General features: G+C 40.2%; 10 protein-coding genes and 1 other annotated feature. Of the genes, 8 read left to right on the top strand and 2 right to left on the bottom strand.

The window, feature by feature from the left end; all coding sequences use genetic code 11:
- The first annotated feature begins 28 nt into the window (after window positions 1-28).
- The 7 genes from LPB68_RS20280 to LPB68_RS20310 all read left to right on the top strand — a co-directional run bounded on the left by LPB68_RS20280 (window position 29) and on the right by LPB68_RS20310 (window position 9,683).
- Window positions 29-1,030 (top strand): 2-oxoacid:acceptor oxidoreductase family protein, encoded by a 1,002-nt coding sequence (locus LPB68_RS20280; protein ID WP_099458649.1) that lies wholly within the window; start codon window positions 29-31, stop codon window positions 1,028-1,030.
- A gap of 27 nt (window positions 1,031-1,057) precedes the next feature.
- Window positions 1,058-3,364 carry a thiamine pyrophosphate-dependent enzyme gene (locus tag LPB68_RS20285; protein ID WP_068655573.1) on the top strand — a complete coding sequence of 769 codons (2,307 nt, stop codon included), beginning with the start codon at window positions 1,058-1,060 and terminating at the stop codon, window positions 3,362-3,364.
- Between the two features lie 214 nt (window positions 3,365-3,578).
- Window positions 3,579-4,574: an acrylyl-CoA reductase family protein gene (locus LPB68_RS20290; RefSeq protein WP_068655572.1), complete on the top strand. Its 996-nt coding sequence runs from the start codon at window positions 3,579-3,581 to the stop codon at window positions 4,572-4,574.
- A gap of 411 nt (window positions 4,575-4,985) precedes the next feature.
- On the top strand, window positions 4,986-5,933 hold the full coding sequence (locus LPB68_RS20295) for a copper amine oxidase N-terminal domain-containing protein (RefSeq protein WP_068655570.1): 948 nt from the start codon (window positions 4,986-4,988) through the stop codon (window positions 5,931-5,933).
- A gap of 70 nt (window positions 5,934-6,003) precedes the next feature.
- Window positions 6,004-6,984 carry a CobW family GTP-binding protein gene (locus LPB68_RS20300; protein WP_068655568.1) on the top strand — a complete coding sequence of 327 codons (981 nt, stop codon included), beginning with the start codon at window positions 6,004-6,006 and terminating at the stop codon, window positions 6,982-6,984.
- A gap of 22 nt (window positions 6,985-7,006) precedes the next feature.
- Window positions 7,007-7,270 (top strand) — a binding site (T-box leader).
- 84 nt (window positions 7,271-7,354) lie between these two features.
- The gene (argS, locus tag LPB68_RS20305; protein WP_068655566.1) at window positions 7,355-9,082 is read left to right on the top strand and encodes an arginine--tRNA ligase; all 1,728 of its coding nucleotides are present in this window, start codon (window positions 7,355-7,357) and stop codon (window positions 9,080-9,082) included.
- A 133-nt stretch (window positions 9,083-9,215) separates the two neighbouring features.
- Window positions 9,216-9,683, top strand: coding sequence for a hypothetical protein (locus tag LPB68_RS20310; RefSeq protein ID WP_068655564.1), 468 nt, complete (start codon window positions 9,216-9,218; stop codon window positions 9,681-9,683).
- A gap of 136 nt (window positions 9,684-9,819) precedes the next feature.
- Here LPB68_RS20310 and LPB68_RS20315 read toward each other — a convergent pair whose 3' ends face one another.
- Together LPB68_RS20315 and LPB68_RS20320 are read right to left on the bottom strand one after the other, a co-directional pair.
- A complete protein-coding gene (locus tag LPB68_RS20315) occupies window positions 9,820-11,904 on the bottom strand; it encodes an ABC transporter ATP-binding protein (RefSeq protein ID WP_068655562.1) in 2,085 nt (694 codons plus the stop codon).
- Entirely contained in the window at window positions 11,905-13,662 is a 1,758-nt protein-coding gene (locus tag LPB68_RS20320; protein ID WP_068655560.1) for an ABC transporter ATP-binding protein, read from the bottom strand.
- A 497-nt stretch (window positions 13,663-14,159) separates the two neighbouring features.
- Here LPB68_RS20320 and LPB68_RS20325 point away from each other — a divergent pair, with 497 nt between their 5' ends.
- Window positions 14,160-14,456, top strand: a complete 297-nt coding sequence (locus LPB68_RS20325) for a HesB/YadR/YfhF family protein (RefSeq protein WP_068655558.1) — start codon at window positions 14,160-14,162, stop codon at window positions 14,454-14,456.
- The last annotated feature ends 97 nt before the right edge of the window (window positions 14,457-14,553 follow it).

Consider the following 14,553-nt stretch of genomic DNA (forward strand, 5'->3'; position numbering starts at 1 on the left):
AGAAAATATCCTGAAAGGGGTTATGTCGGTGGTACAACTACCCAAGGTAAATGAACTAGGTTTCTTTGAAATTAGATTAGAATCAATCGGAGGTCTTGGAGCGAACCTTGCTGGCAAAATGTTAGCAGAAGCTGGTGTTGATGGTGCGGGACTGAATGGTGTGAGTTTCTCATCATATGGTTCGGAGAAGAAAGGTTCACATGTGAAAGCACATATCCGGTTTTGCGATCTTAACACACCGATTCGTGATACGTCGCCGGTAGAAAGACCACATGTCATCAGCATTTTTCATGAAGCTCTGGCCAAAACGTCCAGTGTCATTAGTGGGATTTATGCAGATAGTATTGTACTTGTTAATTCGCAGAAAACTCCTGAACAATTAAAAAAAGCTATGAAAATGCTCGGAGGAACAGTTGCAGTGATCGACGCGACTGGTATAGCTTTGACTGAAAAAAATAGAGTCAATATGGCGATGCTTGGAGCGATGTTCCGCCTATGTCCGTTCCTTGACCCGGATACGATGAAAGATGTCATTCATAAATCGCTTGAGAAGAAATACCCGCAAAGTGTAGCTTCAGCCTTAAATACATTTGAGCGTGGATATAACGAAGTGATCATACGAGATTTTCCACTAGAACAAGGGATGACAATGCCGGATTTTGTACGCTCAGATATTCCTGTAATAGGTTATGAAACACAACCAATGGGTGGGCTCATTACTAATCCTGGGAATAGCTTTTTGAAAGATTTGAGTATTTCACGTGCTGGAATGATGCCACATTTTGAAATTGATGATTGTATTCATTGTGCTCAATGCGACACGGTATGCCCGGATATATGCTTCGTATGGGAAGAGCAGCCTGATAAAAAAGGAAGACCGCAAATGTTCCTCAAAGGAATTGACTATCAGTATTGTAAAGGTTGTCTGAAATGCATCGAGGCTTGTCCAACGGATGCCCTCTCAAGTGTACTTGAACAAGATGGTGTAGCGGATGCTCAGAGTGTTAAACATATTTTTGATTTAGTATAGATAATGGGTGAAAGGTGGGAAGCTCTAATGGCTATTCATTATGAAAAAGAGGTCGGCTCTTCTAGCGTGGAGCAGTTATTCGTCTATGAGTCCGGCAATGAAATGGCTGCCTATGCAGCACAACAAATTAATTATCACGTGATGGGTTATTTTCCAATCTCCCCCTCAACGGAGGTGGCGCAATATCTAGATTTAATGAAAGCTAATGGTCATCATGATATAAAGTTGATTCCTTCAGATGGAGAACATAGTTCTGCTGGGATATGTTTCGGGGCATCAACAGCAGGTGGACGTGTATTTAACGCAACCAGTGCTAATGGTTACATGTTTATGCTAGAACAGATGCCTGTGCAGTCAGGGTCACGATTCCCGATGGTCATGAATCTAGTGTGCCGATCGATCTCTGGTCCGCTAAATATTCATGGTGATCACTCGGATTTGTATTTCTCATTAAATACAGGTTGGCCTATCTTAATGTGTCGTGATCCGCAGTCAGTCTACGATATGAATCTGATTGCCCTAAAACTAGCTGAGCATCAAGACGTTCGCCTTCCTGTCTTAGTAGCATCAGATGGATACTTCACATCACATCAGAAGCGTCGTGTACAGGTGTTCGCACATCGTGAGGATGTTTATAAGTTAGTGGGAGAAAAGCCGCCAGAGGGCTACGCCAATACGTTAGATCGCGAGAACCCGATTACCGTCGGTCCATATATGAATGAACCTGACTATATTAATAATAAATATCAGCAGTCACAAGCTATGTATAATGCCGGCGAAGTATTCGAAGAGATAGCTAAAGAATACAAGCAATTAACAGGGCGAGAATATGAAATGCTAGATATGTATCGTATGGATGATGCTGAAGTAGCTGTATTCCTTTTGAACTCAGCATCTGAGATTATCAAGGATGTTGTAGATCAGCTTCGCACCCAAGGAATCAAGGCAGGCTCGATTGCACCTAATATGATCCGTCCTTTTCCACAGAAGCAAATTGCTGAAGCTTTGAAGCATGTGAAGGCGATCACGGTAGGTGATCGAGCAGATTCATATGGAGCTCATGGAGGGAATATGGTGAATGAAGTGAAGGCAGCTCTGTTCACTTATGGTAACACGACGACCCAAGTCGTCAGTCGGATCTATGGATTGGGTGGCAAAGAGTTCTATGCCGAGGATGGCCATCAGTTATTTAAGTTGGCTATAGAAGCGGTAGAGAAGGGCGCTGTAGAGGTTGCATTTGACTATTATGGCCATACGGTGGGAGAAGCATCTAAGGCTCCTCAGCGTGTTCTAAAGCCTATGAGATTCGAGGATCTGAAGACGGGTCTAATTACTGTGAAGAAGGATGAAGAGACAGGTAAATTAAGTGTGAGAATTCCCCCTCTGCGTTCACTTACAAAGAAGCCTAAACGTTTAGCACCAGGGCATGGTGCTTGTCCAGGATGTGGGATCTTCTCAGGGCTTGAAACGTTCTTCAAAGGAATAGAAGGAGATATTATTGCGTTGTATCATACGGGATGTGCGATGGTTACAACTACAGGTTATCCTTATTCTGCGCATAAAGCGACTTATATCCATAATTTATTCCAGAATGGGGCTGCAACCTTATCAGGTGTTGTGGAAATGTTCTGGGAACGCAAGCGACGTGGTGAATTAGATCATCTGGGATTAAAAGAGGACTTCACGTTTGTTATGGTTACCGGTGACGGCGGTATGGATATTGGAATGGGGCCTGCGATTGGGGCAGCGATGCGGAATCATAAAATGATCATTATTGAGTACGATAATGAGGGATATATGAATACTGGAGCGCAACAATCCTATTCAACGCCGATCGGAAACCGAACTTCTACTTCAAATATTGGGACGAACCAACAAGGGAAGACGACGCAACATAAAGATACTGCACAAATTATGGTAGCAACGAATATTCCTTATGTATTTACGGGTTCGGAGGCATTTCCTCAGGATTTAGTGAAGAAAGCAGCCAAAGCTCAATATTATGCTCAGAATGAAGGATTGGTGTATGGTAAAATACTAATTGCCTGCCCACTGAACTGGTTATCCAACGATAACGAGGGAACGCAGATTGTGAATGCAGCAGTAGAAACTTGTTTCTTCCCACTCTATGAGGTAGAGCATGGATGTACCAATATTACACATAACCCAGAAACTAAGAACAATAAGGTTGAGCTTCGTGAATGGCTGAAATGGATGGGCAAAACACGTCATTTACTTAAACCAGAGAATGAAGCTGCATATCTTAGTTTCCAGAATGAAGTTGATCGACGCTGGAATGTATTAAAAGCTAAGCACGAAAATCCTTACTTATAATGTACTTTCAAATAAAGAAGGCTTCACACTGGGTGGAGCCTTCTTTAAAATATAAGATATAAAGTATAAGTTTTACGCTATACTTTATATCTTATATTTCTCGCTTAAACACTTACCGTCCTTATAAGGACGCCGAAGGCGTTTATACTTGGATTAATACGATGGTATAAATATTTAATGCGATTAATAATGAATTAAGGAGGTTGGCACATCAATGAATAAATTCCAGGCATTTATGATCCATAAAGATGAGCAAGGTTTTCGTAACGCAATTGAGACTATAAATATAGAACAGCTACCAGTAGGTGATGTCCTTGTACAGGTAGATTACTCAAGTGTGAATTACAAGGATGGGTTAGCAAATTCACCTGAAGGGAGAATCGTTAGCTCATATCCGTTTATTCCTGGTATTGATTTAGCGGGAACCGTTATAGAATCAAATCACCCTCGTTTCGATGAAGGAGATGCAGTTCTATGTACAGGTTATGAACTTGGCGTATCCCATTTTGGAGGATATAGTGAATTTGCAAGGGTACGTGGTGATTGGTTGGTCCCCCTTCCCAAGGGACTGAATTTCAAAGAAGCGATGAGCATCGGTACAGCTGGATTTACAGCTGCTTTATCCGTGGATCGACTCATCCTGAATGGACTAAGTCCTGATAAAGGACCTGTTCTTGTAACAGGAGCAACGGGTGGCGTAGGTAGTGTAGCTGTATGTATTTTGGCACAACTTGGATTTGACGTAGTGGCTAGTACAGGGAAGCTTGCAACACAAAGTGAATGGCTCCATCAATTAGGTGCGACATCAGTAGTTAGTCGAGATGAAGTGCTAGTACCAGCTAAGGGAGTTCTTGCGAAAGAGCGTTGGGCGGGTGTGGTTGATCCTGTAGGCGGACCTCAACTTACGGAACTACTTAAGTCAGTTCAATATGGTGGCGGTGTTGCATTATCCGGTCTAGCGGGTGGTTCGAAATTTGACAATACGGTTTATCCATTTATATTACGAGGTGTACAATTACTAGGAATTGATTCTGTATATTGTCCGATGAAACATAGACAAGCTGTTTGGAGTAAACTAGCTGAAGCTTGGAAACCACATAAATTATTACAGGCTGGTATAACGGAAATTTCATTACATGAATTATCTAGTGTTCTAGAATTAATATTGCAGGGTGATGCTGTTGGGCGCACTGTGGTAAAATTAAGATAGTATATAGATTATCATGGTTCATATCGATGTGAAAATAACAGGGTGTAGAAGGCTGGGTACAGCATCTGCACTCTGTTTTTATTATCTTTTTGACAGAAGGTTATTCATAGTTTTGTTATACAGAATCAATTTCATAATTACGCAAAATGCTATAAATGTAGCTATATATAGACGGAATGAAACATTCCGATCAATATATAATCCACATTCAAGCTGGATATGCGATTATGAAATTGATTCCCATGAATGGTTACTTTATAACATGAAACTATGAATGAAAAATAAACTATCCATAAATTTGGAACATTTTGAGTCTATTTAACGTTTAAGTGGTAATAAGCAAATAAGGAATATGATGAGTTAGAACCCGATGTTAGTTATGGGGGAATATTTGGAAGAGGAGAGAACCACGTGAAAAAACTACTAACCGCACTTTCAATTGTCAGCATATTAAGCGTTACTTCGATTGCAAGTGCCGCTGAACCAATCCAAATTTATGTGAATAACGATAAAATTCAGACTAATGTGGCTCCTATTATTAAACAAGGTAGAGTACTGGTTCCTATTCGAGTTGTATCCGAGGCATTAGGTGCAAAAGTAGCTTGGGATCAAAAGGCTAACACAGTAACGATACGCAAATGGGCTGAAAGTCTCATCCTTACAGTGGGTAAGAATATCGCATCTATTGATGGTAAACCTGATTATTCCGGTGAAATTTCAATAGATGTTTCGGTGCATTTAGAGAATAATCGTCTATATGTACCATTACGCTTTCTATCAGAGCATTATGGGTATGGTATTGATTGGGATAGTCAATCGGTTACGATTAAGTCACCCTTAAGTGATAAAGAACGAAAAACTCTATATGAAGGTACGTTGCAACAATCACGAGAGTTAGCGATGGATCTAATTGATTTATCTATTGTGCATTACGAACAAAGTCCGTTAGATGTTACTTTTGATGAGGAAGACCATAGCAGTACCTTTTTATTTCCAGAGGGAGAGTCTCTTCGTTTCTATGTCTTGAAAGGGGATACGGTCTTATTATACGAATTCAAAGATGATTTCCCGATTGTAACTTGGCAAGCGCATATTCAAAAAGGGGATATGCTACAAAACTTTCTTGATTATAAAGTGTTCGACAAGAAGGGAACGGCAGCCACAATAAATAAAAAAATGTTATATTATAATTTTGGTTACTCGGGTGATAGTAGTACAGAAATAAGTCGTAGTATCGATGTAGATAAAAAATTTACACTACTAGGTTTTGAGCACCGTGTTGGTGGCGAAGTGACCAATAAAGAAGGGAATATTTCATTGGAATTGCCCAATGAAACTCGTAAAGAAGTCATGAAATGAAGTTGCAGTGATGGCTTTCATATAGTAAACTCGGCTAACAGAGATAGTACGAGTTGGAGGAGAAGCAACGATGAATCTGAATACATTAAGTGAGCGTGTTACACCTATTTATATATTATCTGGATTCCTAGGCAGTGGGAAAACAACATTATTACAACGTATGGTGACTTATTGGCAAGAACAGGGGTTAAGACCAGCAGTGATAATGAATGAGATTGGTGACGTTAATTTAGAAGGTGCACTGATCGAAGAGACGGTCCCTATGACCGAAATGCTTAGTGGATGTATCTGCTGTACTATTCGAGGTGATTTGAGCTTAGAGATATCTAATCTGATTCAGAAAGAATCACCTGATGTCATCGTTATAGAAGCCACAGGGATCGCTAATCCAATGGAAATATTGGATGGTGTAACGGAAGCTGCTCTATATATGAGAATTGATCTGAAGAGTGTCATTACCGTCGTTGACGCAAGACATTTATTGGAGTTATATGAACATCAACAAGGTAAGACATATCGTTTGATGCAAGAACAGATCCGATGTGCATCTTACCTTATTCTTAATAAGGTTGACCGTGTAAGTGAAGAAGAGCAAGCGAAGGTAAAAGAAATCTTATCTCGTTGGAACGAGTATGCACCTATCATTCCTTCTGTTCGTTGTGATGTGGATTGGGTTCCTTTATTCGGATCCGATGTGCATCATCTTGAACACATCATGAATCGTGAGCATGAACATGAAGAATCACATGATCATGCACATCATTCGCATGATCATGTGATGGTGTATACTCATTATTTCAAAGGTCCCATCGATAGCCAGAGATTTGAGGAATTGGTCAATCAACTACCTCGGGAAGTATATCGTGCCAAAGGTGTCATGACGTTTAGTGATACGACCAGTCGTTTTTTGTTCCAATATGCATTTCGTGAAGCAGACTTTTTGAAGATTAATCCTCAAGGTGTTGTTCCTGATGTTGTTGTCTTTATTGGGGAACATTTCTCTCAAGCTGCGCTGAAGAATGCTCTAGATGAGCTTGAAAAAATAGGTTAATTGTGTGTATACTATTGTATATTAAACGTCTTTGAGCGGGAGAGTAATGAGAGTGACTGATAAAGTAGCGAGCCGGGATAGGTGAAAGCCGGTATATTGGACTCTGATGAAGCGCACCCAGGAGATGGCTATTCCAACGTCATAATGAATCCTTGTTATGATCAGTAGATTAGTCCGATTGATCTTCGTTATAGATCATTAAGCGGAATTACTTATGAGAGGTTACACCTCTGTATAAGAATTCAACTAGAGTGGTACCACGGGAATGTAAGCTCTCGTCTCTTATTCATAGAGATGAGGGCTTTTTTTGATGAAATAAAAGGTCAGGATTGTTAATAATATAAATCGTAAAATTGGAGGATGATTCATTATGTTAAAGAAATGGGCTACAGAAGTGATAGAGCCACATGTTTCCTTGTCATTAGAAGAGGTTGAGGAGATGTTAGAAACACCACCTACAGCAGCTATGGGGGATATGGCATTCCCATGTTATCGTTTAGCTAAGCAGTATAAACAATCGCCTCAGCAAATTGCTTTACAGTTAGCAGATGTTATCCAAGTGGATGGAATCAAGGTTGAAGCAGCTGGACCGTATGTTAATTTGTTTTTTGATCGCGATGTTTATGCAGGCAAGATGATGGAAACTTTGAGAGAAAATAATGATGCTAAGATCAATATAGGCCAAGGGAAAAAAGTCATTATTGATATGTCATCTCCTAATATCGCGAAGCCCTTCGGGATAGGTCATCTTCGTTCAACGATGATTGGAGCAGCATTGTACAAAATGTATCAAACGGCAGGTTATGAACCTATCAGCGTTAATCATCTAGGAGATTGGGGAACGCAATTCGGTAAACAAATTACAGCGTATAAACGTTGGGGAAATGATGCAGCCTTAAAGGAGAATCCAATTCAGGAGTCTTTACGGTTATATGTAAAGTTTCATGAAGAAGCAGAAGAAGATCAAAGTTTGGATCCAGAAGCTAGAAATTGGTTCCGTCTATTGGAATCTGGAGATCACGAAGCGAATCGCTTGTGGAATTACTTTGTGGAAGTGAGTATGCAGGAGTTCAATAGAATGTATGAAAGATTAAATATTACATTTGATTATGTACTTGGAGAAAGCTTTTATAATGATAAGATGGGTGCGGTTGTTCAAGAACTGAAGGATATGGAATTGCTAGAAGAGAGCGAAGGGGCACTTGTGGTTCGCTTGGAAGAAAAAGGAATGCCACCTTGCTTAATTATGAAATCGGACGGAACGACAATATACCCTACCCGTGATTTGGCGACAGCCTTCTATCGTCATCAAGTGATGAAAGCTGATCAAATCCTATACGTTGTTGGGGGTGAGCAACAGCTTCATTTTCAGCAAGTATTTGCAGTCTTGAACAAAATGGGAGCCGATTGGGTAAAGGATTGCCAACATGTAAGTTTTGGATTAATGAAATTTGAAGGTAAGAAGATGTCTACCCGTCGTGGTAAGATTGTATATCTTGAAGATGTGTTAGATGAAGCTGTATCCAGAGCATTAAAGGTCATAGAAGAAAAAAATCCAGCATTGCCGGATAAATTGTCAGTGGCACAAGCTGTAGGGATAGGTGCTATTATCTTTGGTGATCTCAAGAATAATCGGACGAATGAAGTGGATTTCTCGTTGGAAGATGCTTTGAATTTCGATGGTGAGACAGGTCCTTACTTACAATATACGTATACTAGAACGCAAAGTATTCTTTCGAAGAGTGAGTTGTTCGAGCTAGATCAGATGGGGAAGGATAAGGATAAGGATAAGGTGGAATCTCAAACATTACAGCATAACTATTCAGAATCATTAGGTGAATCGGGATGGGCGCTTCTTAAACTTCTTATTACTTTTCCTGATCATTTGAAACGTGGGATACAGAATAATGAACCTTCTGTATTGGCAAGATATGTATTAGATGTAGCGCAGGCTTTCAATCATTTCTACAACCAAGAACGCGTAATAAGTGAGGATGTAGATCTAAGAAGAATTCGTGTGTTATTAACGGAATTAACTGGAGAATCGTTGCAGAGAACAATGAATATTCTCGGACTTCATACCCCTACTCGAATGTGAAAAAGGAATATAATAAATGAATTAAAGAATCTCATATTGCTTGATTCTTTAATTTCCTTTAACATAAGGAGTACTAAGTAGATCAGCTAGCATTGGGTGTGAATGAGTTGATCGTGATTGGAGCGGATGAACGGTGACATATAGACTGCTCGATAGTGATCATTCAAGAGATGTTTTCGCCTATTTTGGGCTTGCTGTATACTCTTCTCAAGCTTTGGAGCAGCAGCTAGTTAATTTATTGATGCTCATGAAGTTATCGGAGGGGAAAATCCCATCTGAAGAAGATTTTACTGAACTTTATCAACGGAAGTTAAGTAGTTCGTTAGGTCAATTAGTACAGGAAATACAGCATCATTTTCCATTCTCAGAAGAAGAAACCATTCAATTGAAAAAATTATGGAAGCAACGGAATTATATTGTGCACGATTATTTCAAAGAACGAATTCAAGAAACCTTCAGCCCGGGGGGGCGTTCACGTATGATTCGTGAGCTGAAGAGTTTTACTGAACAATCACAGAAGTTGGAGAAGAAACTTCAAGGATATTCAAAGGAATTATATCGTACACTTGGTCTGGATACGGATTCAGGTGGTAAAGTCTAGGTGTAAGTTGCCTGGGCTTTATTCAAATTTTCTATTCCATTTAAATAAAATAACCCGAATGAAGAGCACCTTTAACAAGGTGTCTTTCTTTCGGGTTACAGTTTATATTATAGTGAAGCATTTACTAAATGTTGCATTACACTCCAGACACAGTTTGAATAGTTGGTTGAATGGTACCTTCTATAATTGGCTCTCCTGCAACAGGTTCTGGTAAGACATTACCTTGTTGCAATTGATACAATTGATAGTAACGACCACCAAGTTCTAAGAGTTCATCATGGCTACCTCGCTCAACAATCTCTCCACGATGCAACACAAGTATCTGATCGGCAGTACGGATGGTTGACAATCGGTGTGCGATTATAAATGTCGTACGACCTTTCTTCAGAACTTCTAGCGCTGATTGAATCAGGCTTTCGGTCTCCGTATCAATATTCGCAGTAGCCTCATCGAGAATAAGGATCGCTGGATCGAATGCCAATGCACGTGCGAAGGAGATTAGTTGACGTTGGCCTGCAGATAGAGTACTTCCTTTCTCAACAACAGGTTCGTCAAATCCTTTGGGTAGGTGGGCAAGGATACGTTCTGCCCCTACATCACACAAGGCCTTCTCAATTTGCTCACGAGTTATACGTTCATCCCCTAAACTAACATTCGAAGACACGGTCCCTGTGAAAAGATAAGGATCCTGCAATACAATCCCCATATGATGACGAAGCCATTGTTTAGGAATCCCCGTTACTTCTTGCCCATCTATGGTTATGCTTCCTTTCTGTGGATCATAGAAACGGAATAACAGATTGATGATGGAACTTTTGCCCGATCCTGTATGACCTACCAGTGCGACCGTCTGACCTTGTTTAGCTTCAAAAGAGATATTCTTAAGTACATAATCTTTTTTATATGCAAAGGATACATCTTTAAATTCGACATTACCTTTGTAACGCGGCATACTTCCATCGGTCACATCTTCTCCTGGCTCATCCATGAGAGTGAAGACTCTACCTGCAGATACCATGGAAGAATCAAGTGCTGCTAGCTGGTTCACCATTCCTGTAATCGGTTGGAATAACCGACCGAGGACATCGACGAAAGCATAGAGAACACCAAGTGATACAGCGTTAGCACCATTCAATGAACCATATCCGAAATAGGCTAACAGAACCGCGAAGGAAAAGCTACGTAATACATTGACTAAATTATGTGTTGTCCATGCATTCAGGTTAAGCATTTTGTTCTGATACTTCATGTAATCTTGATTAAGAGCTTCGAATTCATCCTTCGTTTGTTTTTGACGACGAAATACCCGGATAATCGACATACCTTGAATAGATTCATTAATGATAGCGTTGATTTCACTAAGTCGAGAGCGAATGATGGTATTATATTTCGTTGCGAATTTTCGATATAGAATGATCCATACGATCAATATTGGAATCACGAATAGGCAGACTAACCCAAGTCGAACATCCAGTATAAACAGGGCGACGTAAACACCCGCAATATAGACCACTCCTGAACTGAAATTAGATAGAACGGCTACGAATAGATCTTTAACCGCTTCAGTATCATTGGTAATTCTAGAAACGACTTTCCCAGCTGGTAAGTTATCGAAGAAATGAACGGGTAGCCGTTGAATATGAGCATACACATCGGTTCGCAATTTCTGAATAACTCTGTTAGCAGATGACTGCAACCAGTATGTCTTCCCAAATTCAGTGAATATCGTCACAACTAATAGGATAAGGTATAGTCCTACGAGCTTCATAATCCCCGGTATTTCTGGTTTGTAAAAGGAAAATAGTTGTTCAGCTGTCAAGGCTGTGACCGGATAAGTGGACACTAGAGAGCCGTTTGTAATAGTCATTTGACCATCCACAACCTCACGCTTACCTTCAGCTACTTCAACGGCTTGATCGATGAAATAGAAAGTTGTGCCTTTCTGAAGAATCCGAACTTCTTGGCCCTTATTCTCGTTCTCGGCGAAACGATCACCACGTTTATAGGAATGTCCATTATAGAGTACAGCATTTTCTGATGTGGATGAATCCGTTTCAAAGAATGGTTGTTCTATGCCGAGCATATGGTCATCAATCATGGCTTTCGCAATAAATGGTCCTGCGAGTTCTGCAGCAACACCTATACATAATGTAATGATAGCAGCTATGAAGGTGACTTTAGCCGTAAGGGCATATTGGAATAATCTTTTTCCTACATTCAATTAAGACACCTCCTCAGTGGTTAGATTGTTCTCCACTTGTTGACGTTCATATTGTTCACGATACCATCCACCGAGAGCTACCAATTCTTCGTGCGTACCTTCTTCGATAATATCGCCTTCTTCAAGTACGACAATCCAGTCGGCATGCTCTACAGCAGACAAGCGGTGAGTAGATATCATTGTTGTCTTACCCGCTCGTTTGAGTCGGATATTCTCTATAATGCGTGCTTCTGTTCTAGCATCAACAGCAGAAAGAGCATCATCTAAGATAAGAATCTCTGGATTGCCAATAAACGCTCTTGCTAGAGCAACTCGTTGCTTCTGACCACCGGATAGAGCAACACCTTTCTCGCCTACGAGTGTATCAAGACCATCTGAGAGTGTTACAAGGTCATTCTCGAAGGCAGCCGTGGAGATGGCTTCCATAATCAAATCGTCACTTGCGTCCTTCAGTCCATATTGAATGTTCTGACGTACCGATTTGGAGAATAGTATCTGTTCTTGTGGTACATAACCGATCCAGCTGTGAAGCTCATCTTTGGCAATCTGTTCAATCGAAATTCCAGAGATAAGAATTTCTCCACTTCCTGCAGGATATTCGTGAAGGAGTTGTTTAAGTAAAGTGGATTTACCACTACCTGTACGTCCGACAATTCCAAGGGTTTGCCCTTTTTGCAGAGTGAGCTGGATATTCTTAAGATTATCAACAGTAGATGTTGGATAACGGAATGTAACATCCTTTATTTCAATTCGCTGAGGAACACCTACAGACGTAGGATCAGCAACATCTTCGACATCAGGCACAACGGTCAGAATCTCATCTACACGATCCAGAGAGGCACTACCGCGTTGCATAATATTAATTAATTCCCCTATGGCGAACATAGGCCAGATCATCATCCCAAGGTACATATTAAAGGACACGAGATCTCCAAGGGTGATCTGATTCTTGAACACAAGGTAAATACCATAGGCAAGACCAATCACATAACTTAATCCAACACATAAACGAATGGTAGGTTCAAAGAAAGCATCAACTTTAGCAACGCTCATATTTTTGCGGTATACATCATCGGTAATGTCTTGAAAACGTTGTTGATCTGATCTTTCTTGAACATAAGCACGTATGACACGTACACCAGCCACGGATTCAAGCACTTGGTCATTCATATCACCAAAGGCATCCTGTGCTAAGGAATAACGTTCGTGAACGATTTTCCCATAAATCTTCATCGCCAGTGCGATAAAGGGCAGGGGGATAATCGCTGCTAAGGTTAACTGCCAGCTGATGAGAAATCCCATGGCAAATAGGATAGTAAGTAAGAATATTGTTGAATCTGTCATGACTAATATTCCAAAACCAGCTGTTGCAGCAACAGAGCGAAGATCGTTTGTCGCTCTGGCCATCAAATCGCCTGTACGATTTCTTTCAAAGAACGGAGGTGTCATTCCTAATAAATGATTCATATACCGTGAACGGAGAATTCGTTCAACAAGGTTCGCACCCCCGAATAGTCTGTGCATCCATATGTAGGTGATCAAATAAATAACAATCAGAATGCCAATGATAGATACGATATAGCCAATAAGCGAAGGAGCCGTGATCGAGCCAGTAACGATATCATCAATTGCATTTCCAAGTAAACGTGGAGGTAGCAATTCGCCGATCCCACATACAATCAACATGATTAAACCAATTACATAGCGCTTTTTCTCTTGACTGAAAAACCAACCTAATTTTTTTAAAACAGAAAACAAAACAAACACATCCTCTCAAGATAAACCTACTGATGAATTCAAAACCTAAGATAAGAGCACAAAAAAAGGCAGAGCATCCGTGAACGGACGATATGCCTTTGATATCTTAACTTATCATGCGTACGGTTGATTTGAGCAACCGCCGCTAACATAGGATATTCAATTCAGAAATTCTAAGAAGTTCTTACAGCTTCGTTAGAATGAATCCATCAGTAGGGTTGCTCCAATATTCAATTGTAGTTTATTATGCACACTTTGATTCAAAGGTCTAAACATATAGTTGATCATTGTACTCACCCTTTCTTCGTAAATTTTTGTGGATCTCTTACTGCCAAAATCTTACCATCATGTCTTCAAAATTGTCAATTTTTATTTTAATAAGACTGTATGTTCGTGTTTTGAATGAAGTAAACATGGTGGTCTATGTATTTTTGATGCGGCTTCAGGTATGATATATAGACATAGATGGAGACTAATTGCTGAAGGAGTTGTGGTTCATGAATATTGTAATGAGTACCGACGCAGCTCGTTGGTATAAGAGAGAACTAAATTTAGATCAGGGCGATTGCGTACGTTTTTTTCCACGTTATAGTTCCGGAGGAGGGTTACATCCTGGATTCTCTTTAGGGATATCGGATGAGAAGCCTACCCATAGTACCTTATTTCAAGACGTAGAAGGAATTCACTTTTATTTAGAAGAACAGGACGTATGGTATCTTGAAGGGTATGATCTAGTCGTGAAATATAACGAGTCAGAAGACGATATTGATTATGTTTATGAAGAAGTCAAATAATTGGTTTTCGTAAATGGGTAATAGCGATTATGTTGTTATAAACAAAGCTCCTTTTCGATAAGGAAAGGAGTTTTTAGTTGTGCATAAATGGGACGTG

It is taken from the genome of Paenibacillus crassostreae, from assembly GCF_001857945.1.
Lineage (GTDB): Bacteria > Bacillota > Bacilli > Paenibacillales > Paenibacillaceae > Paenibacillus_AQ > Paenibacillus_AQ crassostreae.